Annotated in this window: 25 protein-coding genes; 16 read left to right on the top strand and 9 right to left on the bottom strand. The window is 72.8% G+C overall.

The genetic code is table 11. From position 1 onward, the window contains the following. The 8 genes from E6R60_RS34555 to E6R60_RS34520 all read left to right on the top strand — a co-directional run. Nucleotides 1–1,066, top strand: a 1,066-nt coding sequence (locus tag E6R60_RS34555) for an AfsA-related hotdog domain-containing protein (RefSeq protein ID WP_206309595.1), incomplete at its 5' end; no start/stop codon positions are given. Between the two features lie 8 nt (nt 1,067–1,074). After that, complete coding sequence (locus E6R60_RS34550) at nt 1,075–1,731, top strand: HAD-IA family hydrolase (RefSeq protein ID WP_136330680.1); 657 nt, start codon at nt 1,075–1,077, stop codon at nt 1,729–1,731. 88 nt (nt 1,732–1,819) lie between these two features. Beyond that, nucleotides 1,820–2,524 (top strand): 3-oxoacyl-ACP reductase FabG, encoded by a 705-nt coding sequence (gene fabG / locus E6R60_RS34545; RefSeq protein ID WP_136330679.1) that lies wholly within the window; start codon nt 1,820–1,822, stop codon nt 2,522–2,524. 85 nt (nt 2,525–2,609) lie between these two features. Continuing rightward, entirely contained in the window at nt 2,610–3,044 is a 435-nt protein-coding gene (locus tag E6R60_RS34540; protein WP_136330678.1) for an ester cyclase, read from the top strand. Between the two features lie 69 nt (nt 3,045–3,113). Then, the gene (locus tag E6R60_RS34535) at nt 3,114–3,380 is read left to right on the top strand and encodes an acyl carrier protein (protein ID WP_136330677.1); all 267 of its coding nucleotides are present in this window, start codon (nt 3,114–3,116) and stop codon (nt 3,378–3,380) included. After that, on the top strand, nt 3,373–4,593 hold the full coding sequence (locus E6R60_RS34530) for a beta-ketoacyl-[acyl-carrier-protein] synthase family protein (protein ID WP_206309594.1): 1,221 nt from the start codon (nt 3,373–3,375) through the stop codon (nt 4,591–4,593). Before E6R60_RS34535 ends, E6R60_RS34530 begins: the two co-directional genes overlap by 8 nt. Continuing rightward, nucleotides 4,590–5,714 carry a beta-ketoacyl synthase N-terminal-like domain-containing protein gene (locus tag E6R60_RS34525; protein WP_136330676.1) on the top strand — a complete coding sequence of 375 codons (1,125 nt, stop codon included), beginning with the start codon at nt 4,590–4,592 and terminating at the stop codon, nt 5,712–5,714. The genes E6R60_RS34530 and E6R60_RS34525 overlap by 4 nt, the downstream gene beginning before the upstream one ends. A gap of 54 nt (nt 5,715–5,768) precedes the next feature. After that, nucleotides 5,769–7,445 carry an NAD(P)/FAD-dependent oxidoreductase gene (locus E6R60_RS34520; protein ID WP_168713735.1) on the top strand — a complete coding sequence of 559 codons (1,677 nt, stop codon included), beginning with the start codon at nt 5,769–5,771 and terminating at the stop codon, nt 7,443–7,445. Nucleotides 7,446–7,548: 103 nt separating this feature from the next. Here E6R60_RS34520 and E6R60_RS34515 read toward each other — a convergent pair whose 3' ends face one another. Next, entirely contained in the window at nt 7,549–8,319 is a 771-nt protein-coding gene (locus E6R60_RS34515; protein WP_136330675.1) for a 3-oxoacyl-ACP reductase family protein, read from the bottom strand. A gap of 255 nt (nt 8,320–8,574) precedes the next feature. Here E6R60_RS34515 and E6R60_RS34510 point away from each other — a divergent pair, with 255 nt between their 5' ends. From E6R60_RS34510 to E6R60_RS34475, 8 genes are all read left to right on the top strand, one after another. Further along, a complete protein-coding gene (locus tag E6R60_RS34510; RefSeq protein ID WP_136330674.1) occupies nt 8,575–9,591 on the top strand; it encodes a Gfo/Idh/MocA family oxidoreductase in 1,017 nt (338 codons plus the stop codon). Next, nucleotides 9,588–10,802, top strand: a complete 1,215-nt coding sequence (locus E6R60_RS34505; protein ID WP_136330673.1) for an ATP-grasp domain-containing protein — start codon at nt 9,588–9,590, stop codon at nt 10,800–10,802. The genes E6R60_RS34510 and E6R60_RS34505 overlap by 4 nt, the downstream gene beginning before the upstream one ends. Before the next feature lie 74 nt (nt 10,803–10,876). Beyond that, the gene (locus E6R60_RS34500; RefSeq protein WP_136330672.1) at nt 10,877–12,160 is read left to right on the top strand and encodes an ATP-grasp domain-containing protein; all 1,284 of its coding nucleotides are present in this window, start codon (nt 10,877–10,879) and stop codon (nt 12,158–12,160) included. Further along, the gene (locus E6R60_RS34495; RefSeq protein ID WP_136330671.1) at nt 12,147–13,421 is read left to right on the top strand and encodes an MFS transporter; all 1,275 of its coding nucleotides are present in this window, start codon (nt 12,147–12,149) and stop codon (nt 13,419–13,421) included. The genes E6R60_RS34500 and E6R60_RS34495 overlap by 14 nt, the downstream gene beginning before the upstream one ends. Nucleotides 13,422–13,474: 53 nt before the next feature. Next, nucleotides 13,475–14,074: a phosphoribosylanthranilate isomerase gene (locus E6R60_RS34490; protein ID WP_136330670.1), complete on the top strand. Its 600-nt coding sequence runs from the start codon at nt 13,475–13,477 to the stop codon at nt 14,072–14,074. 187 nt (nt 14,075–14,261) lie between these two features. Further along, entirely contained in the window at nt 14,262–15,674 is a 1,413-nt protein-coding gene (locus E6R60_RS34485; RefSeq protein ID WP_136330669.1) for an AMP-binding protein, read from the top strand. Beyond that, entirely contained in the window at nt 15,671–16,387 is a 717-nt protein-coding gene (locus E6R60_RS34480; protein WP_136330668.1) for a prephenate dehydratase, read from the top strand. Before E6R60_RS34485 ends, E6R60_RS34480 begins: the two co-directional genes overlap by 4 nt. Further along, complete coding sequence (locus E6R60_RS34475; RefSeq protein WP_136330667.1) at nt 16,384–17,655, top strand: amidohydrolase family protein; 1,272 nt, start codon at nt 16,384–16,386, stop codon at nt 17,653–17,655. Before E6R60_RS34480 ends, E6R60_RS34475 begins: the two co-directional genes overlap by 4 nt. A 70-nt stretch (nt 17,656–17,725) precedes the next feature. Here the strand turns inward: E6R60_RS34475 and E6R60_RS34470 are convergent, their stop codons facing one another. From E6R60_RS34470 to E6R60_RS34435, 8 genes are all read right to left on the bottom strand, one after another. Then, on the bottom strand, nt 17,726–18,391 hold the full coding sequence (locus tag E6R60_RS34470) for an NAD(P)H-dependent oxidoreductase (protein ID WP_136330666.1): 666 nt from the start codon (nt 18,389–18,391) through the stop codon (nt 17,726–17,728). Then, entirely contained in the window at nt 18,361–18,960 is a 600-nt protein-coding gene (locus E6R60_RS34465) for an aminodeoxychorismate/anthranilate synthase component II (protein ID WP_136330665.1), read from the bottom strand. The genes E6R60_RS34470 and E6R60_RS34465 overlap by 31 nt, the downstream gene beginning before the upstream one ends. Then, a complete protein-coding gene (locus tag E6R60_RS34460) occupies nt 18,957–20,450 on the bottom strand; it encodes an anthranilate synthase component I family protein (protein ID WP_240802802.1) in 1,494 nt (497 codons plus the stop codon). The genes E6R60_RS34465 and E6R60_RS34460 overlap by 4 nt, the downstream gene beginning before the upstream one ends. A gap of 141 nt (nt 20,451–20,591) precedes the next feature. After that, nucleotides 20,592–21,251 carry a phenylalanine--tRNA ligase beta subunit-related protein gene (locus E6R60_RS34455; RefSeq protein ID WP_136330664.1) on the bottom strand — a complete coding sequence of 220 codons (660 nt, stop codon included), beginning with the start codon at nt 21,249–21,251 and terminating at the stop codon, nt 20,592–20,594. Continuing rightward, complete coding sequence (locus tag E6R60_RS34450; RefSeq protein ID WP_136330663.1) at nt 21,248–22,561, bottom strand: Gfo/Idh/MocA family oxidoreductase; 1,314 nt, start codon at nt 22,559–22,561, stop codon at nt 21,248–21,250. The genes E6R60_RS34455 and E6R60_RS34450 overlap by 4 nt, the downstream gene beginning before the upstream one ends. Before the next feature lie 55 nt (nt 22,562–22,616). Further along, nucleotides 22,617–23,732 carry an Ldh family oxidoreductase gene (locus tag E6R60_RS34445; protein ID WP_168713734.1) on the bottom strand — a complete coding sequence of 372 codons (1,116 nt, stop codon included), beginning with the start codon at nt 23,730–23,732 and terminating at the stop codon, nt 22,617–22,619. A gap of 55 nt (nt 23,733–23,787) precedes the next feature. Further along, nucleotides 23,788–25,095, bottom strand: a complete 1,308-nt coding sequence (locus E6R60_RS34440) for a M20/M25/M40 family metallo-hydrolase (protein ID WP_136330661.1) — start codon at nt 25,093–25,095, stop codon at nt 23,788–23,790. Next, nucleotides 25,088–25,987, bottom strand: coding sequence for a sugar phosphate isomerase/epimerase family protein (locus E6R60_RS34435; RefSeq protein ID WP_136330660.1), 900 nt, complete (start codon nt 25,985–25,987; stop codon nt 25,088–25,090). Before E6R60_RS34435 ends, E6R60_RS34440 begins: the two co-directional genes overlap by 8 nt.

Below are 25,987 nucleotides of genomic sequence, written 5' to 3'. Positions count from 1 at the left end.
CCCCCGGCAGATCACCCCGAGAACTGGTTCGGAGGAACCGATGACCACCCAGGTGCTGGAAGACGCCACGACGTCCGTGGCCCCTGCCGTCGAGTACGGACGCACGATCGAGCGCTCCCTCGCCCACCGTTCCGCGATCTCCGAGGTCTTCGTCACGGACGTCCGGAGTCTGCGGCCGATGGCGGTGACCGCGGGCATCCATCTGCCGCTCACCCACCTCTACTACAGCGACCACCGGCAGCGGCCGAAGCTGCACGACTCCCTGCTGCTGCTGGAGGCGGGGCGGCAGGCGGCGATCGCCGGTTCGCACACCAACGCCGGAGTGCCGGCGGGAACCATGGCCATCGTGCACGCCTTCCAGTTCTCCCTGCGGAATCTGCACGCGCTGCGGATCGGCGGGGAGCCGGGGCCGCCGCGGGTCGACACCGACTTCTTCGGCAAGACCGCCCGGCACAGCGGGCGTTACCGCAAGGGCCGGCTGGAGCAGCGGATCTACATGGGGGACGTGCACGTCGGCGACCACTCCATGGACGTGCTCTTCCTCAAGGGGGACGAGAACGAGATCCTGCGCCACGCGCAGCGCGGCACACCGGCTCCGCTCAGCTCGGACTTCACCGAGGTGCCGGGCGAGACCGGGCGTGTGGCGCCCGAACTGGTGGGCCGGGACAACCCGTTGAACGTGGTGCTGGCCGAACCGCGGTTCGGCGCGGACTCCGTCACGGCGCGGGTCGCTCCGCGTTTCGACAACCCGGCGCTGTTCGACCACGTCTACGACCATCTGCCGGCGATGACCCTGGTGGAGGCGGCGCGCCAGCTGGCGCTGCTGACCGCGGGGTCGAAGACGGACGCTGCGGCGGGGGCCGGCTCCGCGGACCTCTGTGCCATCGGGTACGAGGGCGGCTTCGGGCGCTTCGCCGAGCTGGACGTTCCCCTGACCGCGACCGCGACGCCGGTCACCGCGGGCGCCGGGTCGCACGTGGTACGGGTCCGCTTCCTCCAGGACGCGCAGGAGATAGCGGAGCTCACCGTCACCGTCGCCGACGTCTCCCACCTCCACGGATCGTGAGGTCTGGCATGTCTGACACCACACCACCCCGACTGGCCGTCTGGTCGGACTTCGGCGGGGTCCTCACCCCTCCGCTCGCCCACACCATGAAGACGTTCTGCGCCTCGCTGGGCCTCGACCAGCAGGTCCTGGGCCGGGCCCTGGCCACGGTCACCGCGCGGTACGGCACCACCGACATCATGGAGCCGATCGACACCCCGGTGGTGACCGAGGAGGCGTGGCTCCAGGAGATCGGCGACGTGCTGGAGGCCGAGCACGGGGTCACGCTCCGCCTCACCACGATGGCGGACGCCTGGTTCGACGGGCGGGAGACCAATCACGCCTGGGTGGCCCAGTTGCGCAAGACGCGCGAGCGCGGGGCGTTCGTCGGGATGCTCTCCAACATGGTGCCCGCCTGGGACCCGTACTGGCGGCGCATGATCGAGCCCGACGGGCTGTGGGACGACGTGATCCTCTCCTTCGAGGTCGGTCACCGCAAACCGTCGCCCTCCATGTTCGCGCTCGCCGCGGAGCGGGCGGGCGTCTCCCCCGAGCGCTGTGTGCTCGTGGACGACATGGCGCAGAACTGTGCCGGCGCGGAGGCGGCCGGCTGGCAGTCGGTGCTGTTCACCGACGCCGAGACCGCCGGCGCCCAGCTGGAATCCCTGTGGGAAGGCGTCTCGTGAGGCGTCGTCCCACGGGCCCGGCCCCGACCCCGACCGCGGTCCGGCCCCGGCCGGAAGGCCTGCGGCACCCCACCAGGAGGAAGTGCATATGAGCCGCTCCGTACTCGTCACCGGCGGAAACCGGGGCATCGGGCTCGCCACCGCGCGGGCCCTGGCGGCCGAGGGCCACAAGGTCGCCGTCACCTACCACAGCACCGAACCTCCGCCCGGCTTCTTCGCCGTGCGGTGCGACGTGACCGACCCCGAGCAGGTCAGGTCCGCGGTCGAGGAGGTGTCCATCCAGCAGGGCGCCGTCGAGGTGCTGGTCTCCAACGCGGGCATCACCCGCGACCAGTTGCTGATCGGCATGCCGGAGGAGGACTTCCGGGACGTGATGGAGACCAACTTCCAGGCCGCCGTCACCGTCACCCGCGAGGTCGTCCCGGCGATGATCAAGGCGCGCTGGGGCCGGCTGATCTACATGTCGTCCATCAACAGCATGTCCGGGGCCCCGGGGCAGACCAACTACGCCTCGGCGAAGGCCGCGTTGATCGGTTTCGCCCGGTCGCTCGCCATCGAGCTGGGCCGGCGCAACGTCACCGTCAACGTGGTGGCCCCCGGAATGATCGAGACCGACATGGTCGAGCACGTCACCGACGCGCGCCGCAAGGCCGCCCTGGCCAGGACCGCGCTGGCCCGCACCGGCACCCCCGAGGAGGTGGCCGCCGCCGTGCGCTTCCTGGCCGGCGAGGACGCCTCGTACGTGACCGCCGGGGTCATCCCGGTCACCGGGGGCCTGGGCGCCGGGCACTGAGCCGGCCCGCCCGGCCCTCGGCCGACAGATTTCCGGGGTCTCTCCCCGGGTTTCCCTCCCCACCCCACTATTTGAGGAGCATCAGATGAGCAGCGAAGCACTCGACCTCTCCATCAACATGGGCCTGATCTTCAACGACCTGAGCGAGGAAGCCGCCCTCAAGTACGTCGCGGACGACTTCGTCGACTACGAGGCGCAGGCGGGCGTCCCGAACGGCCCGTACGGCTACCTCGGCACCGCCCGCTGGGTGCACAGCGCCTTCGCCGGCGCCAAGTGGGAGCACCTGGACAGCTTCTCCGAGGGCGACCGCGCCGTTCTGCGGCTGCGCTTCACCGGCAAGCACACCGGTGACTTCCTCGGCTTCGCCCCGAGCGGGCGCGACGTGGACGTCGAGCAGACCCACATCTACCGGATCGAGAACGGCAAGGTCGTCGAGCACTGGGGCTTCCGCCAGGACCTGCTGCTGCTGACGCAGATCGGCGCCATCACCCTCGTGCCGCCGACCCCGGCCGCCGTCTGACCCGTACGGCCCGTCCTGCGGGACCCGGTGCAACACCCCTTCACGTTCTTCCTTACGAAAGGATCCATCATGACCGTGCAGACCGTGGAACTGGACGCCGAACTGCGCAGCCGCGTCAGCGACATCGTCAACGAGGAGCTGGAACTGGAAGACGGTGAGCTGACCGATGACGGCCTGTTCATCGACGACTACGACAGTGACTCGCTCACGTTGATAACCGTCGTCTCCCGCATAGAGAAGGAGCTCGGCTTCGTCCTCCCCAAGGAGGAGCTGGAGTCCCTGACCTCGCTCCGCGCGCTGCTCCTCGCCGTCGAGGGATGCGCGCGGAATGCCTGAGCCGACCTTGCGCCGAGTCGTCATCACGGGGCTCGGAGCGGTCAGCCCGGTCGGAATCGGCGTGCGGGACTTCGCCGATTCCCTCCGGGCGGGCCGGGTCGGCATCGGGCCGGCCCGCAGCTTCGACGCCACTCCCTTCCCCAGCCGCAAGGCCGCCGAGGTCGACTTCGACCCGGCCGCCCTCCTCCACCACCTCGACCCCGACCGCTGGGGCCGCAGCGGGCTGCTCGCCGCCGCCGCGTCCCGGCTGGCGGTCGAGGACTCCGGCATCGACCCCCAGGTGCTCTCCGCCGGCCGGTCCGGCTCGATCATGGGCACCACCAGCGGCGAGTCCGCGGTGGCCCAGAGCCTGGGCGGCCAGTGGGTCGACCAGGGCCTGAAGGGCCTGGAACCGCGCCTGGTCGGACAGTTGCCCGCCGGCCAGATCGCCGGCGCCGTCAACGCCGAACTCGGCCTGAGCGGCGACGCCCAGACCATCCCGACCGCCTGCTCGGCCAGCAACTACGCGCTGGGGTACGCCTTCGACATGGTGCGCCTGGGCGAGGCCGACTTCATGCTGGCCGGTGGCGCCGACTCGGTGAACCGGCTGACCCACGCCGGGTTCTACGCCCTGGGCGCCATGGCCGAGGACCTGCCGCAGCCGTTCGACGCGAACCGTTCCGGCATCATCACGGGCGAGGGCGGGGCTGCGCTGCTGCTCGAACCCCTCGACCACGCGCTGGCCCGCGGGGCCCGTATCTACGCCGAGGTGCTCGGGTACGCCGCGAACTGCGACGCCTCCCACATGGTGCACCCGGACGCCACCAGCATCGCGGACTGCATCAAGGCGGCCCACCGCAACGCCGGCGTGGTCCCCGAGCAGATCGACTACATCTGCGCCCACGGCACCGGGACGCCGACCAACGACGCGACGGAGGTGCGGGCGGTCCGCCAGGTCTTCGGTGACCGGCTGCCGCCGATCAGCTCGATCAAGTCGATGCTCGGCCACACCATGGGCGCGGCCAGCGGCTTCGGGGCGATCGCCTGCTGCGCCGCCCTGGAGCAGGGGTTCCTGCCGCCCACCGCGAACCTGGTCGAGACCGACCCGGAGCTGGGGCCCGGCGTGGACTGCGTCCCGGGCCGGGGCAGGGACGCCCGGGTGGAGATCGTCCAGAACCACGGCTTCGCCTTCGGCGGCAACAACGTCATCACCATCCTCGGGAGGTACCTGTGACCACGGCCGCGCCCGTGCAGCCCCTGCCGGTCGTCGGCGTCGGAGTGGTCTCCAGCGCGGGCTACGGGCTGGCGCCCCTGGCCGGAGCGCTGGGCCGGGACTCCGTGCCCGAGGCCGTCGTCGAAGAGGACGCGGCCTACCCGCCGCGTCCCGTCCGGCCCGTCGCCGGCTTCAAGGCCGCCGACCACCTGGGGCGCAAGGGCACCAAGAACCTGGACCGGCTCGCCGGCCTCAGCCTGGTCGCCTGCAAGCAGGCGCTCGAAGCGGCGGGACCGGCCGCGGCCGGTACGGAGCCGGCGCGGACCGGTGTGGTGCTGGCCACCAACACCGGCAGTATCGCGGGGTACTCCGACCTGCTGTACGACACCCTCACCCTGGACAAGCCCTATCTGATCAACCCGGGCAAGTTCGCGGGCAGCGTCATGAACTGCAGCGCCGGGCAGATGGCCATCCGGCACGGGCTCAAGGGCCTGAACGCCACGGTGGCCGGCGGCCGCAGCGCCAGCCTGTACGCCTTCCGGCACGCCAGGCTCGCCATGGCGGCGGGGCGTGCGCAGGAGCTGCTCGTCGGCGGCGCCGAGGAGCTCAGCGCCCCGGCGGCCTGGGCCTGGCACCACGCCGGGACGCTGCGGGAGGCCGCTCCGGTCGGCGAGGGCAGCGCCGTCTTCGTCGTCCGGGCCGAGGAGACCCCCGGGGAACCGGTCCTCGCGGAACTGCTGGCCTGCGAGGTCGGGTTCCACGGCTGGACCGGGGTCCACCAGCAGGCCGGCGTCCGCCGCGGCCTGACGAACGGCCTGGTCGCCGCGATCACCCGGGCGCTGGAGCGCAGCGGGGTGGCGGCCGAGGACGTGGCCGACGTGTCTTTGGGCGCCGGCGACCACATCGGGCTCGACCGGGTGGAGGAGCGCGCCGTGCGGCTCGCGCTGGGCCGGCTGCCGGAGCCCGTGCGGGTGACCGAGGTGCTGGGCGAGACGTACAGCGCCGGCGGCGCCATGCAGCTCGCGGCGCTCCTGGCCCGCTGGCAGGACACGCCGGGAGGCCGGGGACCCCGCATCGGTCTGATCACCTCGGTCGGCCATGACGGCAACGCCGGTGCGCTGGTCGTGCGCGAGCGGGTCTGAGCCCCGCCTACAGGGACCTGGGTCCCGCCTACAACAAGAGGACGGTTGAGCTGCATGGTGAAGCGGGATGAGTGGGACGCCGTCGTCGTCGGCAGCGGCATGGGCGGCCTGGTGTGTGCGGCGTACCTGGCCGTGAGCGGCCGGCGCGTCCTCGTACTGGAGCAGCACGACGTGGCGGGGGGCAACAGTCATGTCTTCCGCCGCCGCCGGGCCTACGAGTTCGACGTGGGCGTCCACTACCTGGGCGACTGCGGGCCCGGCGGGGTGCTGCCGGCGATCTTCTCCGGTCTGGGGCTCGACGGACGGGTGACCTACCGGGAGATGGACCGGGACGGCTTCGACCGGATCGTCCTGCCGGGTCTCACCGTGGACGTGCCCGTGGGCTGGGAGGCGTACACGAAGCGGGTCACGGCGGCGCTGCCGGACCAGCGCGAGGGCATCGAGCGGTTCACCCGGATCTGCGAGGCGGTCGCCGCGGAGACCCGTTCGATGATGCTGTCGGACGGTGAGCCGTCACTGGCCGATCTGATGGCGCGCACGCCGGTCACCGCCGAGTGGGGCCGTCGTACGCTCGCCGAGCTCTTCGACCACTGCGGGCTTGCCCCCCGGGCCCGTACCGTCCTCGCCGCCCAGTCGCCCAACTACGGGATGGGGCCGCGCCAGGCCACCGTCTCCACCCACGCGGCCGTCACCGATCACTATCTGCGCGGCGCCTACTACCCCGAGGGCGGCGGCCAGGTGCTCGCGGCCGCGCTGGTCGAGGCGCTGGAGGCGCACGGCGGGGAGCTGCGGACGAAGAGCCGGGTGGAGCGCATCCTCGTCGAGGACGGCAAGGTCACCGGCGTGGGGATGAAGGGCGGCGACGTCCACCGCGCTCCGCTGGTGGTGTCGAACGCGGACTACTCCCGGACGGTGTTCGACCTCGTGGGCGAGGAGCACTTCGGCCGCAGGGTGGTGTCGCGGACCCGGCAGGCGAAGATGGCGCTGCCGCTCGCGACGCTGTACATCGCGACCGACAAGGAGCTGCCGGCCCGCCCGAACGCCAATCTGTGGTGGTACCGGGACGACGACATCGAGAGCTACTACGAGCAGGTGGCGAAGGAGACCATCAGCCCGGTGCCCTTCCTGTTCGCGTCGTTCGCCTCGCTGAAGGACCCGGGCACCGCGGCCGTCTGCCCGCCCGGGCACAGCAACTTCCAGGTGATGACGCTGTGTCCGCCCGGATACGAGTACTGGGGGGTGAACACGGGTCCGGCCGCCGGTGAGCGCTACCGGCGCAACGACGGCTACCAGCGGCGCAAGGCCGAGTTGACGGAGGCCATGCTGAGCACGGCGGAGGAGGCGCTCGGCCCGTTCCGCGAGCACATCGTGCACCTGGAGACGGCGACGCCCATCACCCACGAGCGGTACACGCTCGCGACCGGCGGGACGCCGTACGGGCTGGCCGAGTGGGGCGGGACGGGCAGCCGCCCCGACACCCGCACCAGCATCGAGGGCCTCCACATGGTGGGGACCAACACCCGGCACGGCACCGGTATCACCGGCTCCGCGGCGGGCGGTATGGCCCTGGCCGGACAGCTCCTGGGCCGCGGCCTGATGGCGGAGGTGCACCGGGGCGCGCTCCTGGGCGACCCGGACCTGCTGCCGGAGCGCGGGCAGGGCTGGGACCCCCTGGCCGTCTCCCGCGGCTCCGGCCGGCAGGGCGCCCGCGGGCTGGCCCGGATCGGCTGAGGCGCGGACCGGAACGGACCGGCTGATGCCAGGAACCACGAGGAAGCCCCGGGGAGCATCTCCCCGGGGCTTCCTCGGTTCCGCTTCGAGCGGTGCGAGACCGCTACTTGGCCCGGCCCAGGCCGAGCTGGCTCGCCCAGCCGCCGTCCACGCGCAGCAGTTCGCCGGTGATGTACGCGGAGTCCTCGCCGGCCAGGAAGGACACCGCGCCGGCCACCTGCTCCGGCGTCGCGAAGTCGCGCAGCGGCAGCTGCCGCTTGATCGCCTTGCCGCCGTCCTTCTCCAGCAGTCCGCCGATCAGGTCCGTGGCGGTGAACCCGGCGAGGACCGCGTTGACCCGGACCTCGAAACGGGCCAGCTCGATGGCGGCGGCCCGGGTGAAGGCGTTGACGGCCCCCTTGGAGGCGGAGTAGTTGGACTGGCCGACCCAGCCGCCCTCGCCCATGACGGAGGAGATGTTGATGATGTTGCCGTCGCGCTGGGACATGAAGTGGCCGGCGGCGGCCCGGGTGCAGTGGTAGACGCCGCCGACGTTGACCTTGAGTACGTCCCACCAGTCCTCGGGCGACTGGTCGAATATGAGGCCGTCACGCGCCACTCCGGCGTTGTTGACGAGGATGTGCAGCCCGCCGAGGCCGGCCATGGTCTCGTCCACCAGCCGCTGGGCGGCGTCCGCGTCCGACACGTCGGCCTGGAGGGCGATCGCCCGCCCTCCCAGGGCGGTGATGTCCTCGACCGTGCGCTCGGCCTCGTCCTTGCGGGAGCGGTAGTTCACGGCGACGGCGGCTCCGTCGGCAGCGAGACGGAGCGCGATGGCCCGCCCGATGCCGCGGGATCCACCGGTCACCAGGGCAGCCCGGCCTTCGAGGCTCATCAATTGACTCCTTCAGCAGATGAATTGAATGAGTTCCGCAATTCCGAATACGCCGAACGAGCCTATCCACGATGCCTGTTCACCGGGCGGCCCGACCGGTACCACCTCGGCGGCCGGCCATGTTCCTTAAGGGGCATCACGGGGTGCGGCACACCTTTCCAAGTGGTCCGCCGGCGGTCCGGAGAATTGGCCTGGCAGCATCTCCCGGCCCACTGCGAAGCTCCTTTCACTACGACAGCGAAGGGCGGTAAACAGATGAGGAAGAAAGGCAATTCACCTTCCGTCATCGTCGGATACGGACACGCGGGCCGCGATCTCCACCATCGCGCGCTGCGGGACATCACCGGCGGCCGGTCGACGGTGATCGCCGTCGATCCACGCCCCGCCGAGGTGGCGGGAGGCGAGTGGGTGCCGGACGTCCGGAGCGCCGTGACGGCGTTGTGGGCGGCCGGCCACCGGGTGGCCGACGCCGTCTTCCATGTGGCGGTGCCGCCCGACGCCCACCGGGACTGCCTGGAGCAGCTCCTGCGCGTCGGGGCCCAGCGGTTCATCCTGGAGAAGCCGATCGCGCACACCGTGCAGGAGGCCGCCCATCTGGTGGACCTCGTGGAGGCCACCGGGGCCATGGTGCTGCCGATGAGCGTCTGGCCCGCGAGCCGGGTCACCGAGGCCGCCGAGGAGCTCGTCGCTTCGGGGACGATCGGCGAGCCGGTCTCGTACCACATGGAGCAGAGCAAGCCCCGCTTCCGCCGTTCGCTGCAGACCCGGGGCCACGGCAGCGCCTTCGAGGTGGAGCTGCCGCACCAGCTGCTGCTCGCCCTGCATCTGGCGGGGTCCGTCGCGGAGGTGACCGGTTCGCGCGGCTGGGACCTGCCGCTGCCGACCGGGCGGCTCGCCCGGCTCGGCGGCGCCGAGGTCACCCTGCGGCACACCTCCGGCGCGCGCACCACGCTGTACACCGATCTGGCCTCGCCGGTACGCCGTCGCCGGCTGCACATCCACGGCACCGAGGGCACCCTCGTGGCCGACTATCCCGTCTCCGGCGACGACGACTTCGGTCAGGTCCGCATCGCCGGACGCCCGGTCCGCAAGGTCGTCCAGGACGCCCCGCTGACCCGGTTCATCGAGCAGGCGTACGCCCACTTCCGCGGCGAGGCCCCGGCGCCGCGCAGCGACCTCGCCCTGCACCTGGAGTCCATGGAACTCCTCGACACCGCCCGCGCCGCCGCGTTCGCGGACTCCGGCACCCCGGCCCCGCAGGAAGCAGCATGAGCACCGTTCTGATCATCGAGCCCCGCTCCTCCGGACTGGAACTGGTCACCCGCGCCCACGAACTGGGGCACACCGTCCTCGTCCTGAGCGCCGGCACCGGACCCGGCACCGCCCCGGCGAAGGCGGACCGGGTGATCACCGCCGACACCTCCGACCGGGCCGCCGTGCTCGCCCTCCTCCACGACCTGCACGCCGAGACCCCGCTGGACGCGGTCCTGCCCGGCTTCGAGCACTTCGTCTCGCTCGCCGCCCACGCCGCGGCCGCGCTCGGCCTGCCCGGCATCGACCCGGAGGGCGTGGAACCGCTGCGCCACAAGCACCGGATGCGCCGGGCCGTGGACGCGGCGGGGCTCGACCAGCCCCGCTACCGGATCGTCTCCGGTGCCCGGGCCGCGGCCTCCGCCTACGCGGAGCTCGGGCCGGTCTGTGTGGTCAAGCCGGTCGACCAGTCGGGAAGCCTCGACGTCCGCAGGGCCGGCTCGGAGGCGGAGGCCGTGGTGGCGTTCCGCAGGGCCCTGCGCTCCGGCCGGGCCGACGGGTCGCACGGCGGTCTGGGACTGGTCCTCGTCGAGGAGTACGTCGAGGGGCCGGAGTACAGCGTCGAGGGGTACGTCGAGGACGGCCGGGTGCACATCCTCGGCATCACCGAGAAGATCCTCGGGGCGGAACCGCACTTCGTCGAGGTCGGGCACATCGTGCCGGCCCAGCTGAAGACGCCGGCGGCCCAGGAGATCCGGACCTACATCTCGCGCGTCCTGGCCGCCGTCGCGCTCGGCATCGGACCGTTCCACGCCGAGCTGCGGATGTCGGCCCGCGGCCCCCTGCTCATGGAGGTCGCCGCCCGGCTGCCCGGCGACCGCATCCCCGACCTGCTGCGCCTCGCCTGCGGCCACGATCTGTACGAGATCATGCTCCGCTGCTACCTGGGCCTGCCCAACCCCCAGCCGGCCGCCACCCGGACCGGCGCCCGGGCCGGCATCCGCTACTTCCTGCGGCCCGGTCTCGACACCTACCGCGAGTTCCGCGTCGACCCGGTGCTCGAGTCCGATCCGCGGGTGCGGGAGATAGGTGTTCTGCTGCCGCCGGGCAGTGCCCTGCCGGACCCCGGCAGCTCGGCGGGCCGGCTCGGTTACGTGCTCGCCGCCGGCGCCTCGTACCGGGAGACGGCACGGGTACTGCGCCGCGCCGAGAACGCCGTGACCTTCAGCTGAGCCATCCGCGGGACACGCCGTGACCCTTCAGCTGAGACGTCCGCAGTACCGTCCACGATCCATCCGGAGAGCCGATGAACCGCCATGTCCTGATCCTCAACCGCTGGACCAACTCCTTCGCCGAGTACCACCGTTACATCGACCACACCGCCGACCGCGTCGCCTATCTGACCACCGCCGCCGGCCGGCCGCCGCTCGACGCGGAGCTGGCCGAGGACATCCGTGTGCTGTCCGATCTCTCGGACACGGCGGAGGTCCTGGCGCAGACCGGCGAACTCGTCCGGCTGTACGGCCCGTTCACGCACGTCCTCGCGCTCTCCGAGTTCGACCTGGAGCCGGCGGGCGAGATCCGCCGGCACTTCGGCATCCCCGGACGCGGGCCCGACGAGGTCGCCGCCGTGCGGGACAAGGTCGTGATGAAGGGGCTGGTCGCGGCGGCCGGGCTGCGGGTGCCCGCCTTCCGGGAGACGCCGACCGCTTCCCTCGTACGGGAGTTCGCCGCGCACAACGGCTATCCGTTCGTCCTGAAGCCGCGCGCGGGCGCCGACAGCCAGGGGGTGCACGTCGTGCGCTCCGAGGACCGGCTGGAGGACCTGCTGGACGGCGCCGACCTCGCCGACGCCCAGTGCGAGGAGTTCATCGACGGGGCGCTCTACCAGATCGACGGGGTGGTGCAGGCCGGCCGACTCCTCACCTCGCGCGCCTGGCGCTGCGGCGGCAGCTGCCTCGACTTCGCGACCGGCACGGCCTTCAGCTCGGTCGCCAACGACGACCCGGACTTCGAGCGGCGGGTGACCGTTTTCGCCGAGCGCGTGTGCGCCGCCCTGGACCTCACCGACGACGTCTTCCACCTGGAGGTCTTCCGTGCGCCCCGGCCCTCGGGCGACGGCGACGAGCTGGTGTTCCTGGAGATCGGGGCCCGGGCCGGCGGCGGTCAGGTCCGGGTCATCTGGGAGGAGGTGTACGGCGTCGACCTCGTCGCCGCCTCCGCACGGGTCCAGCTCGGCGACGACCTCACGATCGCGCCGATGGACCTGGACGGCCCGGTCGCCGGGTACCTGATGATGCCCGAGCCGCCCGTGCGCCCCGCCGTCGTGGACGCCGTGACCTCTTTGGCGGGCCGGGTGCCCGCGCTCTGCTCCGAGACGCTGCCGCCGCCGGGCACGGTGCTCAGCGGCAACGGCGGCGCCGTGCACACCGCCGGCACGTTCCGCTACCGGGCCGACCGCTCGGCCGTGGTCGAGGAGGCGATCCGGCAGACGCTCGCCGCCTACCGGCTCGACTGGCACCCGCTCGACGAGCGGCCCGACGGCGCGGGCGGACCGGCGGTCCGGGAGGCAGTCCATGTCGTCGGCTGAGCTTCTCGACCGGGCCGGGCCCGACGCCCCGAAACCGCCCCGCGGACTGTGGCACCACCGCGACTTCCGCAAGCTCTGGGCCGGACAGACCGTCTCGCTGCTCGGCTCCCGGGTCACCGAACTGGCCCTGCCGGTCACCGCGATCGTGCTGCTCGACGCGAGCCCCGCCCAGCTGGGGCTGCTCAACAGCGCCCAGTACCTCCCGGTGCTGTGCGTCACCCTGTTCGCCGGGGTGCTCGCCGACCGGGTGCGCCGCCGTCCGCTGCTGATCACCGCCAATCTCGGGCGGGCCGCCATCCTCACCGCGGTGCCGCTGCTCGCCTGGCTCGGCGGTCTCGGCGTCTGGGCCCTGTGCGCGGTGGCGTTCGCGACCGGGGTGCTCACCGCCCTGTTCGACGTGGCGTACCAGGCGTACGTGCCCTCGCTGGTGGCCAAGGAGCAGCTGGTCGAGGGCAACAGCAAACTGCAGGCCAGCCGGTCGGTCGCGGAGACCGCCGGGCAGGGCCTCGGCGGGACGCTGATCCAGGCGCTCACCGCGCCGGTGGCCATCCTGGTCGACTGCGTGGGCTACCTCTTCGGCGCCGCCATGCTGCTGCGGATCCGTACGCCGGAGACGCGGCCGGTCCGCGCGGCCGGCGCCCGGCCCTCCGTGCGCAAGGAGATCGCCGCGGGTCTGCGCATGACGCTGAACAGCAGGCTGCTGCGCGTGATCATGCTGCACGCGTCCCTGTACAACCTGCTCTGGGACGTCGTCCTCGTCGTCTTCCCGCTCTACGGCATCCGCGTCCTGCACCTCGGGCCGGCCGGGCTCGGCATCGTCATCGCGGTCGGCAGCATCGGCGCGTTCGGCGGCGCCCTGTCGGCGGGCCGGCTCGGGAAGCGGCTCGGGGTGGGCCGCGCCATGGTCGCCGGCATGGTGGTGGCCTCCTCGGCGACGCTGCTGCTGCCGCTCGCGCCCGGTTCCGGCAGCGGACTCGGCTACGTGCTCCTCGGCGCGGGCTACGTCCTCAACGGCTTCGGCATCGCGATCTTCAACATCCACTCGATCACCCTGCGCCAGGCGACCGTGCCGCCCGAGCTCATCGGCCGGGTCAGCGCCACCTTCCGGTTCCTCACCTGGGCGGTGATCCCGGTGGGCGGTCTGCTCGGCGGGCTGCTCGCGACCGCCGCCGGTCCGCGGGCCGCACTGGCCCTGACGGCGGGCGGCCTGACCGTGGCCGCACTGGCCTTCCTGTGCTCGCGCACCGCCGTCCGGTCATGAGCGGCGACGGCCCTGGCACCATGAACGTCCCCGTTCCGGATCCTGGAGAAGACATGTACATCAAGGTGTGCGGCCTGAGCCGCCCCGAGGACGTGGCGGCCGCCGTCGAGGCGGGGGCCGACGCGATCGGCTTCGTCCTCACGCCGAGCCCCCGCCGGATCGACCCGGCCGCCGTCCGCGCGCTGACCGCCCTGGTGCCCGAAGGGACGGCCACCGTCGCGGTGTTCCGCGGGGAGCCGCTCGACGAGGTGCGCCGGGCCGCCGCCGACGCGGGCGTCGACACCGTGCAGCTGCACGGGGCGGAGCCCCCGGAGGCGTTCGCCGCGCTGCGCGCCGACGGGTTCCGGCTGATCCGGGCCACCTCTCCCGGGGGCGGGGCGCCGCTGGAGACCGGGGCGTACGGCGAGGACCTGCTGATCATCGACTCGCCCCGGCCCGGCTCCGGCGAGCGCTGGGACCCCTCCGCGCTCGGCGTCCCCCCCACCGGTCCGTGGCTCCTGGCGGGCGGCCTGGCCCCGGACAACGTCGCCGGTGCGGTCACCGGTCTGCGGCCCTGGGGCGTGGACGTCTCCAGCGGCGTCGAGCGCACCCGAGGCGTCAAGGATCCCGGTCTGATCAGGGAGTTCGTGGCCGCCGCGAAGGCGGCGGCATGAGCGCCGCGGCCCCGCCGCGCTGCCACCAAGAGTGAACGCGGTGCCTCCTAAGGCGGATTGAGGGCGCATCGGTGCGGCCCGCACTATCGGAGAGCCGTTTTGCCGGACGCGTACGGGCGCACCCGGGCCACCCGCCTGGTGCACGGCACCGACGTCCACCGCACCCGCCGAATCACCTGGGGGATCCATGTGGCTGCCCGCTTCCGGGAAGCACCGCGACTTCATAGAGCGCTATCTGACCCTGCACGACCGGTACACCGCGGGGGAACTCGGCGAGGACGAGTGGCGCACCTGGGCGCAGCGGCAGTTGCGCGAGGTCGTCGCGCTCGCCCAGGACGGCTCGCCGTTCTACGCCCGGCACCTGGCCGGCGTGCCGGCCGCCCGGCTCACCCTGGAGGACGTGCGCTCGCTGCCCTTCACCACGAAGGACCATCTGCGCACGGCGATGTCCGATGTCCTCAGCCGTGATCTCGACGAGGCGTGCTTCTTCTACGAGACCACCGGCACGACCGGCCCCGCCACCCCGTGTCCGCGCGACCCGCGCGAGGTGATCGCCTCCAACGCCCATGTGACGGAGAGCTGGCGGAACATCTTCGCGGACGTCTTCGGCGACCGGGCCCCGCGCGTCGGCGTGATGGGCCCCACCGAGGTGCACTCGCTCGGCGACACCCTCGGGGACGTGGCCCGCAACGTGGGATCGGCCGTCGCCAAGATCTGGCCGTACTCCCCCGTCATCGGATTCCCCAAGGCGCTCCAGCTCATGCGGGACCTGGCCCTGGACGTGGTGTTCTGCACCCCGAACGTGGCGCTCTCGCTGGCCCGCGCCGCCCGAGAGCAGGGGCTCGATCCGCGCCGCGACTTCGCCGTGAAGGTCTTCCTGGTCACCGGCGAGATGTGCACCCCCGACCTGGCCCGCCAGATCGACCAGGCCTGGGGCGTCCGGACGTACAACGCGCTCTACGGCTCCCAGGAGACCCTGGTCATCGCCTCGGCCTGCGCCCGCGGCCGGCTCCATCTGGCCCGGCCCAACTACATCGCCGAGCTGGTCGACCCGGACACCGGCGCCGCACTCGGCGACCGGGGCACCGGCGAGCTCGTCGTCACGATGCTGATCGACGGCATCAAGCCGCTGATCCGCTACCGCACCGGCGACCTGGTCGAGCTCTCCTCCCACGCGTGCGGCTGCGGCATCCAGGGCCCCGTCATGCGGGTCGTCGGACGCACCCGCGACCGGATCGTGCTGGGCGGGCACAGCTTCCAGGCCTGGCAGGTCGAGCAGGCGGTCCTGCGGCGCATCGACCACAGCTTCGGCTACCAGGTCGTCATCGACCGGGCCGAGGACGGCGAGGACCTGATCACCGTCCGGCTCGATCTGCCCGACGGCCCCGAACCGGGGCTCGAGGCCGCGCACGCGGCGCGAGTCGCCGACGCGCTCGGGGTGCGCTGCCGGGTGGAGGTGCCGGACGAGCTGGACCCGGTCACCACGACCGGCGCGTTCGTCAGCTGGAAGGCGGCGCGCATCCACGACCGGCGCACCGCCGTCGACCACGAGACGGCAGCCGCCCGCCGGCTCGCCGGGGCCCGGGGGCACCGCGCATGACCGAGCCCCTGTTCCGCGGTGACGGCGTCCGCGGCCACGACACCGACACGACACCGTTCCCCATCCTGTGGGAGCCCGCACGCATACCCCACTCGCCGCTGCTGCGGCCCGGCACCCTGCGGGTCGGCACCCTCGGCCCGGAGGGCACGACCTCGATGGTCGCCCTCGACCGCCTCGGGTACCGGTTGGCACACCTCGGCGGACCCGTCGTGGAGCCCGTGCCGTACGACTCCTTCGAGGAGCTGCTCGCGGCCGTCGGCAGCCGCGGCGGACCGTCCTACGCCCTGGTGCCGGGGGCCGCCGAATGCGCGACGCGCTTCTTCTGGTCACCCCGGCTGCGCCTGGACGCCACCTTCTCGACGCCGACCCCGGAGTACGGCATCGCCTCCCCCGCACGGGGACTGCGGGAGGGGGTCCTGCGGCTGGCGACCCTGCACGAGACGCGCCGCCTGGTGGAGTTGCTCGACGGCGCCGAGGGCGGCCGGGGCGGCTACGACATCGCGTGGGTGCCCGCCGAGTCCACCATGCACGCGGCCCAGCTGGTGACCGAGGGACGCGCGGACGCCGCCGTCACCAATGAGCCGGGGCGCGCGGCGCACCGTCTGGAGTTCCAGGTCTCCCGGCCCGGCGTCCCCATGGTGTGGATGGTGTTCGGGCCCGCGGTACTGGGCCGCACCGATTCCGCCCGACAGCTTCTGGGGAGCCGACCGTGACCACTGACCGACGACTGCTGCTGCACGACGTCACCGTCCAGGAGGGTCTGGGCCGTGCCTCGTTGCCGGCCCGGTCCGTCCTGGTGAACGGCGACCGCGTCGAGGCCGTGCTGCCGGCCGGCGAGGCCCCGGCCGAGGGCGACTTCGTCCGCTGGGACCTGGCCGGGGCGGCGGTGCTGCCGGGCATGACGCTGGGGCACACCCACATCGCGTACGTCAACGTCACCAACGGCCGCGAGACGCTGTTCAAGTACCGGGTGCCCGAGGTCGCCCTGCATGCCGCACGGCACGCGGCGGACCTGCTGACCTGCGGGTACACGGCGTTCGTCGGCGCGGGATCGGTCGCCGGGATCGACATGGCGCTGAAGAACGCCATCGAGGCCGGCGTCATCGCCGGACCGCGCATCACCCCGTGCAGTCGCGACCTGATGGTGTCGGGCCCGCCCGGACGGCGTTCGCCCGAGCTCAAGGAGCGCATGCCCCGCGAGCTGATGCCGGTCGTGGACGTCCTCGGTGATCTGGTGAAGTACACCGAGGAGGAGATCGACGAAGGCGCGGAGATCATCAAGGTCTTCTCGTCCGGCGACGACACCTTCCCCAACGCCCGCTCCGAGGAACTCCTCTTCAGCCGGGAGGAGTTGTCCCAGGTCGTAGAGACCGCGCACCGGCGCGGCGCCCGGGTGCGGGCCCACTCCCGGGGCCTGGCCGGCATCCGCAACGCGCTGGCCGCCGGCGTCGACGTCATCGACCACGCCACGTACGCGGACGACCGGGCGCTCGACGAGATCGCCGAGCGGGGAGTGTTCGTGGTGCCGAGCCTGTTCCAGCCCGACCGGCTGCTCGCCCTCGGGGAGCGGTTCGGCAAGGCTCCCGACTATCTGGAGTCGCTGGACTTCCGGGACGAGATCGAGAACACCCTGCGGTTCCTGCCGCTGGCCGAGGACCGCGGCCTGAAGATCGTGCCGGGTGACGACTTCGGTTTCGCCTGGACCCCGCACGGCACGTACGCGGACGAGCTCGTGATGTACGTGGAGCGGGCCGGCATCCCGCCGGAGACGGTCCTGAAGTGGGCCTGCGCCCATGGGGCCGAGCTGGCCGGGCGCGGTGCGGACGCCGGGGTGGTGGCGCCGGGCCGCCTCGCCGACCTGGTGGTGTGGGACCGCGACCCGGCGGCGGACCTGACGGTGCTCCAGGACAAGGGGGCGCTGAGGTCGGTGCTGATCGGCGGACGGCACGTGGCGGGTCCGCTGGCGCCGCCCGCCCGCTGAAGTGTTGGGCGGGCCCTTCGTTCGGGTGAGCCCCGCATGATCCGGACGGAAGGGCCCGGGGCCGGGCTGTTCACCCCGTGGGGCTGAGCAGCCCGGCCCTTTCGTTGCGGGGCAGCGACAGCAGGCGCGCGGTGTCGCCGCGGCCGCCGTGCGGCAGAAGCAGGAGGCGCAGCAGGTCGATCATGCGGTCGATCAGTCCGCGTGCGGCGGCCAGGCCCTCCAGGTCCTCGCCCGGGGCGAACTGGTCGTGCACGAAGGCGGGGAAGCCGCTGCCCGGCACGATCATCCGGTTGAGCAGGACGTTGTCGATGAGCTGCCCGTAGACCCGGTCGTGGCTGTAGCGGCGTCCGGTGACCACCACTCCGGCCACCTTGTTGGCGAGCGGGCGGTCGAAGCGCAGGTGCCCGACCCCGGCCCGCTCGATGAAGTTCTGCATCACGCTCGCCAGCCCGAAACCGTGGACCGGCGCCGCGTAGAGGACCCCGTCGGCCCGGACCAGCCGGTCCACCAGGGCGGGCACATCGTCGGCCTGGGCGCAGGGCAGCGGCCGGGTGTTGCAGTCGCCGCACGGCCCGCAGGGACCGATGTCGTACTCGGCGAGCGGGATCACATCGAGATGGACACCGTGCTCGGCGGCTTGGGTGGCCAGCATGCGCAGCACCCGCCCGGTGAGCCCGTCGGGGCGCTCCGAGCCGTTGAGGGCGGCTATCGAGGCCCAGGGACCGTGGTCGGCCATGGCTGTATCCCTTCGAGGAAGTTGGCGATGAAGGCGGATCCGGTGCGCGTGGTGATGCTTTCGGGGTGGAACTGCACGCCTTCGACGGCCAGCCGGCGGTGGCGCAGCCCCATGACGCAGCCGTCCTCCCGGGCCCGCGCGGTCACCATCAGCTCGGCGGGCAACGGGTCGGCGACGGCCAGGGAGTGGTAGCGGGTGACCTCGGTGCGGTCCGCGAGACCGGCGAAGAGCCCGGCGCGGTCGTGGTCGAGGCGGCTGGTCTTGCCGTGCACGGTGCGTGCCGCGCGCTCGATCCGGCCGCCGTAGGCGAGCCCGATGGCCTGGTGGCCCAGGCAGATGCCGAGCAGGGGCACGCGGCCCGCGAAGTGGCGTACGAGCTCCGGATGGCCGGAGTCGGCCGGGTGGCCGGGGCCGGGGCCGAGGACCACCGCGTCGGGGCGGCGGGCGGCCAGCTCGGCCGGGGAGTGGGCGTGTGCGGTGACGATCTCCGTGTGGGCGCCCTGCTCCCGCAGGTAGTGGTCGATGATGTGGACGAAGCTGTCGCGCGCGTCGACGAGCAGGATCCTCATGCCGTCAGCCCCTCGCCCGTCAGGGCGGCGTACACCGCGCTCATCTTGATCAGCGTCTCGCGCCATTCGCCGTCGGCCGAGGAGTCGGCGACGACGCCGGCGGACGCCTGGAGCGCGTACGTGCCCGTGGCGGGGTCGTGGACGGCGGTGCGGATGCACAGGGCGAGCGTCGCCGCGTGGCCGCGTACGTCGATGAGGCCCAGCGCGCCCGCGTAGGCGCCGCGCGGCCGGCCCTCGATCTCCTGGATCAGCTCCATGGCCCGGACCTTCGGCGCGCCGGTCATGGTGCCCGCGGGGAAGGTGGCGCGCAGGGCGGACCACACGTCGGCGCCGTCGGCGAGCTCGCCGCGGACCGTGGAGACGAGGTGGTGGACCTGGGCGAAGTGCTCGACGGCCATCATCGACTCGACCGCGAGGGTGCCCGGCACGGACACCCTGGCCACGTCGTTGCGGCACAGGTCGACCAGCATGACGTGCTCGGCGCGCTCCTTCTCGTCGGCGTGCAGCGCGGCGACGCGGCGGGCGTCCTCGGCGGGGTCGGCGGCCCGCGCGGTGGTTCCGGCGATGGGCCGCATCGCCAGGCTCCGGCCCTCGATCCGCAGCAGCAGCTCGGGGCTGGCCCCGACGAGCGTGCGGCCCGCCCATGGCACCAGGTACATGTACGGCGACGGGTTGCTCCGGCGCAGCCGCCGGTAGGCGTCGATGGCCGGCAGCGGCGTCGTCACCTCGATGCGGTGGCCGATCTGGATCTGGTAGACGTCGCCCGCCCTGATGTGCTCCAGGCAGCGGTGCACCCGCTCGGTGAACTCCTCGCGGCGGACGGTGCGGTGCACGGCGTACGGCGTGGGGGCGGGCGGCACGGGGGCCGCGGCCTCGTCCGGCAGGGTGTGAACCAGCGCGGAGAGATCGTCGCCCAGTACGCCCGGACCGCCGAACTCCGGTGCGGAGGAGTGCAGTTGATGGTTCTCACCGGTGGCCAGGTTGTACGTGACGACGTGCCGGAAGAGCGTGAGGGTGATCTCCGGGTCGTCGCCGGGGGCGCGCGGCGGCAGCTGTTCCAGGTGCCAGGCGGCCTCGTAGCCGAACACGGCGAGGAATCCGAAGGCGTAGGCATCGAGCGGTACGTCGGTGTCCACGGCGAAGGCCCCGTTCACCGCCTCCAGCAGCCGGCGGACACTCCCGCGGGCGCGGTCGGCGAGCGGGCGCAGCCGTTCCACCAGCTCCGGCAGCCCGTCCAGGCCGATCCGCCCGTCGCGCACGGTGATCCGGGCCAGCGCCTCGGCGCCGACAGCGGCGACACGGCAGTCCTCGTCGGGGCCGGCCAGGCTCTCGAAGAGGAACACCTGGTCCTCGCCGAGCAGCCGGCGCAGTTCGGCGCCCAGGGCGAGCGGGGCGTGCGGCGGCAGCGGGGTGCGCGTCACGGTCACCCGCAGGGGTGCGGCGACCGCCCGGGGCGGTGCTGCGGCGGGCGCGAGGGCGGTCATGGTCATCGTGGGCGGTCTCTTTTCGGTACGTGGGTCGGTCAGCGACGTGAGTCCAGCCAACCAACAGCCCGTACCCGCCAGGCAGTCCACTGTTCCGGGGTGCCGGCGGACCACTTGACCGCGTGCCCCGGAGGAGCCCCGGGACCGCTATCGCGCGGTCCCGCCCAGCAGCCCGGCCGCCGCCAGGAGCGCGTCCCGGCAGGTGTCCTCGTCGACGCCGGGCACCGCGCAGGCCAGCAGCAGCACCCGGCGGGTCTCCCCGGACACCGCCTGGTGCACGCCGTCCCGGTGGGCGAACTGCGACAGCACGCGCTTCTCGTCGGCGAGCACCAGCCCGCCCGCCTCCAGGGTCACCGGCCCGTCGGCGCCGAGCGCGGTGAACTCCTCGGTGCCGTCCGTCAGCCGGAGCGTCACCTGGCCCTCCAGCATGTCCCGGTCGAACAGGCCGAGCGCGACGAGGTCGCGCACCGCCACCGCGTTGACCGCGTCGACCGCCGGGTTGATCTTCGGCCACGCGCCGAGCGGCTTGGCCCGCAGCCCTCGGTCGATCAGTGCCTGCACGGAGGGCGGCCGCTTGTCGGGGTGGCTGCCGATCATGCGGCTGAACTCCCGGTAGGCGGCGACGTTCGGGGCCGCGCGCACCTCCGCACGGCTCGCCCCGGTCCACCGGGCGTGCGCCTCGGCCCAGACCTCGTCGGCGGGCGCGGGGCCGGCGGCGGGGATCTGCGCCTCCAGGGTCAGGACCTGGACACCGGGCACCAGGGCGCGGGCCTCGGGTGTCACGGCGACCTTGCGGAAGGTGGTCATCGGGTTCCTCCGGAGAAGGTGAGGGTGTCCAGCGTATGCAGGTCCAGGTCCTCGGCGGTGAGGACGCGTTCGGTGTCGATGAGGATGTTGTAGTGGTTGGGCGCGTGGCACTCGTCGAATCCGGCCACTCTTCCGATCGGCCCGTGCGGGCCCGAGACCACGTCGCCCCGGTCGATCACCGTGCCCGTGGGGAACTCGGCGAAGCCCAGGAACCCGACGTGGTCGACGCGATCGCCGGTGGCGGAGGGCAGGTCGGTGGTGGTGACCAGCTCGTGCACGTCGCCGGCCCGCACGCAGCGCGACTGCCAGGGCGACAGCCGCATCCCGCGGTCCGTCCGGCGGTGGAACAGCAGCTTCACGAGATGGGCCGAAACCGGCTCCTTGGAGGACATGCGCAGCCGCTGCTCCTTGGTCCGGCCGATGCCGTACGCCTCCTCGACCAGGTCGACGATGTGCGGCCCGCGGTCGGGCTCGTTCCGCCCGTCCCGCACCACCCGGTGGAAGTCGGCCATGATGCCCGCGTACTCGTGGTCCAGGGAGGACTTGAACGCCTCGAAGCCGTCCAGCATGTCCGCGTACAGGACGCTGCCGTCCTTGAGGTGCACGGTGATGTCCTTGTGCTCACCGGTCTCCAGCGCCCAGTCCAGGTCGACCTGGACGGGAATGCCGTCGGCGGTGGCCAGGCTCAGTTCGGCGCAGAACTCGACCCCGGCCCTGACCTCGCCGATCGTCGCGTCGGTCAGCGTGAGCGGGCCGAGCACGGTCTCCAGGGCGTCCAGGGCGTTGGGGCCGTTGTCGATGACGCAGCCGCCGCCGCAGCGGTCGAGGTCCTGGTACCAGCGGTCGGCGCCGGTGTGCTCCTCGATCTTCTCCTGGTAGCGGCTGGTGACGTGCGAGATGAGCCGGGGCTCCGGGAGCCGGGCCGCGAGGTCCTGCACATGGGTGTTGTAGCGGCGGTGGAAGGCGGTGAACAGCGTCGTGGCGTGCTCGTCGGCCAGCCGTATCAGGCGCTGCGCGTCCGCGGCGTGGACGGTCAGCGGCTTCTCGCAGCAGACGTGGACGCCGGCCCGCAGGGCGTCGGCCACGACCGGGGCGTGCGCGTGGTTGGGGAGGGTGACGACGACGCCGTCGACCAGACCGGAGGCGAGGAGTTCGCGGTGGTCGGTGAACATGACGGTCCCCGGGGCGAACCCGGTCAGCTTCTTCTGGTCGAGGTCGCAGACGGCGGTCAGCCGCAGCTCCGGGTCGTCCTCGATGGCCTGCAGGAAGAACGGGGCGATGACGCCGACTCCGATGACTCCGATACGCATGACGGTTCGGTCCTTTCCGGTCGAGTGCTTCGTGGATGGTCGTGCGGCTCGGGCGTCAGGCGGCGGGCTGGAGGCTGCGCCCGGTCAGCGCGGCGGGCGCGGTCACGGTCAGCTGCTCGGCGAGCGCGGCCAGGCCCTCGGCCACCGGTCCGGGCAGTTCGACGCCGTCGCGCTGCGACTGCGCGTACCGCTGGGCCTCGGGGGCGCCCGGGTAGGTGACACCCCGCGTCGCGTACGCGGCGGCCGGGGAGTTCGCGACGGTGTCGAGCAGGATGCGGTTCTCGGCGGCGATGGCCCGGGCGGAGCCGAAGGCCGAGGGGTCGATGACGATGGCGGTGTGGCCGACGTTGTCGTCACCGGCCGGCTCGCCCTTCAGGACCCCGGGCCGGGGGCCGTACGCGGCGCCGGAGAGCGGGCCGCACAGCAGGTCCACCAGCAGGGCGAGTCCGAAGCCCTTGGCGCCGCCGGTCGCCGCGGGCCCGCCGAGCCAGGCGACGTCCGCCTCCTCGGCCATGAAGTCGGCCGGGTCCGAGGTCGGGGTGCCGTCATGGCGCACCAGCCACTCCTGCGGGACCTCCTGGCCCTCCCGGTGGGCGGCCTTGATCTTTCCGGTGGCGACCACCGTGGTGCTCATGTCGAGGACGAACGGCGCGCCCTCGGTCACCGGGACGGCCGCGCTGAGCGGGTTGGTGCCGAGCATCCGCACGGTGCCGCCGAGCGGCGGGGCGACGCCCTGCGCGCCGCAGTTCGTCATGGCGATGCCGATCAGTCCGGCGGCCGCGGCCTTCTGCGTGTAGTAGCCGGCGCTGCCGAAGTGGGTGCTGTTGCGGACGGCGACCATGCCGATGCCGGTCTGCCGCGCCTTGGCCATGGCGATGTCCATGGCCAGGTCCATCGTGACCAGGCCGAGCCCGCGGTCGCCGTCGAGCAGGGCGGCCCCGGCGGTCTCCTGGACGACGCGGGGCGCGGCCCCGGCGTCGATCCGGCCGTCGAGCAGGCGGGGGGCGTAGATGTTCACCAGTCCGTTCGTGCCGTGGGTGGTGAAGCCGTTCGCGTCGGCGTACGTGATGACGTCGGCGGCGGTGCGCGCGGACTCGTCGTCCAGGCCGCACTCCGTGAGGACGTCGCGGACGAAGGTGGTGAGCTCGGCGAGGGGAACACGGACGGTCATGGCAGGTCCTCTGTTTCGTGACGGGATGACGGAATGACGGAATGACGGGCGGGGGTCAGGCGACGTGCGCGGCGAAGGCGTGCACCAGGTCCTTGATGCGCCGGGCGTACGTGTCGAGGTCGTCCAGGTGCACGAACTCATCCGCGGTGTGGGCCCCGTTGGCGTCGAGGCGGCCCGGTCCGCAGGCGACGACATAGCGGCCGGGGCCGGGCGCCCATATCGCGTCACAGGTGAACGCGGAGCCGTCGGCGAGACCGTCGTGCCGGACGAATCCGGCCTCGCTCAGGAGGAGTTCGGCTTCGGAGTCGCGATTGTTCAGGGTGGGCAGCCCCTGCTTCAGCCAGTCGAGGCGGACGATCCGGCGCCAGTCCTTCACGGTGCGGCGGCTGAAGGGGTCGTGGGCGTGCAGATGGGCGAATTCGGTGCGGGCTTCCTCGATCAGCACTTCGAGGGAGGCGGCGAGCAGTTCGGCCTGCTCGGTCGCCGGATAGGCGATGTTGATCAGCAGCTGCCCGCCGCCGTACACCCGGTTGTGCGCGGTGCCGGTGTGCAGGCCCGAGACGCAGAGCTTGGCTCCCATGCCGTGGGCGAGCGGGCCGAGCCGGCGGGCGAGGAAGTCCGCGAGGAACCCCAGCAGCACGGTGGCGTTGTGGCCGTCCCCGGGGTGGTCGTCGGTCGAGTCCTGGCCCGCCACCGTGATCCGCGGTGTCATCGCGGCGGTGCAGCCGTCCATGAAGGTGTTGCCCGTGGGCTCGGCGAACACCATCAGGCGCCCGGTGTACCCGGCGTCGATCAGCGCACGCGTGCCGTAGGTGCCCATCGCGCCGCCCTCCTCGCCGGGTACCGAGGCGATCTGCACCTCGATCCGGCCGTCGAGCGACGGGTCCTCGGCGAAGGCGGCGGCGATCCCGGCCGCGGCGGCGACACCGGGCCCCTTGTCGTCGACGGCGCCCCGGCCGTGCAGCATGCGCCCCTCCAGGCGCGGCGGGACGTGCGGGCCGACCGTGTCGACGTGGAAGTTGACGACCAGGCGCCGCTCCTGCGGCTGCGGGGACCCGTGAGCGACCACCACGGAGGGCTGTCCGGCCAGGAAGGCCGGGAGGTTGCGGCCGGCGACCTCCCGTACCGTGGCCGGCACCTCGGGGCGGTCGAGCAGTTCGGGGGCGGGCGGGCGGTGCAGTGCGGTGCGGAAGCCGCGCTCGGCGGCGCCTGCCAGGAACACCCGCTGCGCGCGGGCCGCCCCGTCCAGGGGGCCGCCTTCCAGGGGCGAGACCGAGTCGACGGCCATCAGTTCGGTCAGCCACTCCACGTCCGCGGCCGCGAGGCCGCCGTCCGTGCGGGTCGTGCGGGCCGTCTCAGCCATGGTGGCTCTCCTCCCAGTACGTACGGCTGCCGGCGTCGATGCCGAGCAGTCCGGCACAGCGCCGGGCGTAGGCCCGGTAGCCGTCGGCGAGTGCGGACGGGTCGCCCGACAGGCCCAGGTGCGGGATGTGGGCCAGATGCGGCTCCAGGCTGTAGTAGCCGCGGTAGCCGTCCTCCTCCAGCAGCCGCACGCACGTGGTGATGTGGGCCGTGCCCTCGCCGGGCATCGTGAACTCGGCCTGTCCGCCGGAGCGGATCCCGTCCTTGATGTGCACGTGCTCCACCCACGGGGCCACCCGCTCCAGGAAGTCCAGGGAGTCGTAGCCGTAGGCGAGCCCGTTTCCGGTGTCGAACAGCAGCCGCAGGCGGGGACTCGCGACCTCTTCCAGCATGTGGACCGTGTGCGCGGCGCTCTGCCCGGCCCAGCCCTGGCAGTTCTCGTGCAGCAGCGTCACGCCCAGGCGCTCGGCCTCACGGGTCAGCGTCCGCATCCGGCGCAGCGACTCGACGCGCCACTCGCGCTCCGGCCGGCCGTCGTTGGGGTACGACATGACGCGCAGCCGGTCGCAGCCGAGCAGGGCCGCCGCCTTGGCGGAGCGTTCCAGGATCGCCAGCTCGCCGTCCATGCCGGTGGCCACGGTGGTGGACCAGGAGCCCACCGGGGTGTCCACGACCGGCACCCGCAGACCGGCGACGATGGTGCGGCGGGCGAGGTCGGCGGCGTCACCGGCGGGCAGATCGTGCAGGCCGAGCCCGTCGACGGTACGCAGCTCGATCGCGTCCATGCCCAGTTCGTGGTGGATGGCCAGCTGGCCGGCGAGATCGGGGGCGGCCTCGTCGCCGATGCCGCACAGCCGGTCCGCGGCGATGCCCAGGACGTCTCGCACGGACAC

The sequence above is a fragment of the Streptomyces sp. A0642 genome (genome assembly GCF_004795105.1).
Lineage (GTDB): Bacteria > Actinomycetota > Actinomycetes > Streptomycetales > Streptomycetaceae > Streptomyces.
The sequence above is the reverse complement of the archived record's forward strand: the minus strand, read 5'-3'. Positions and strand labels throughout refer to the sequence as shown.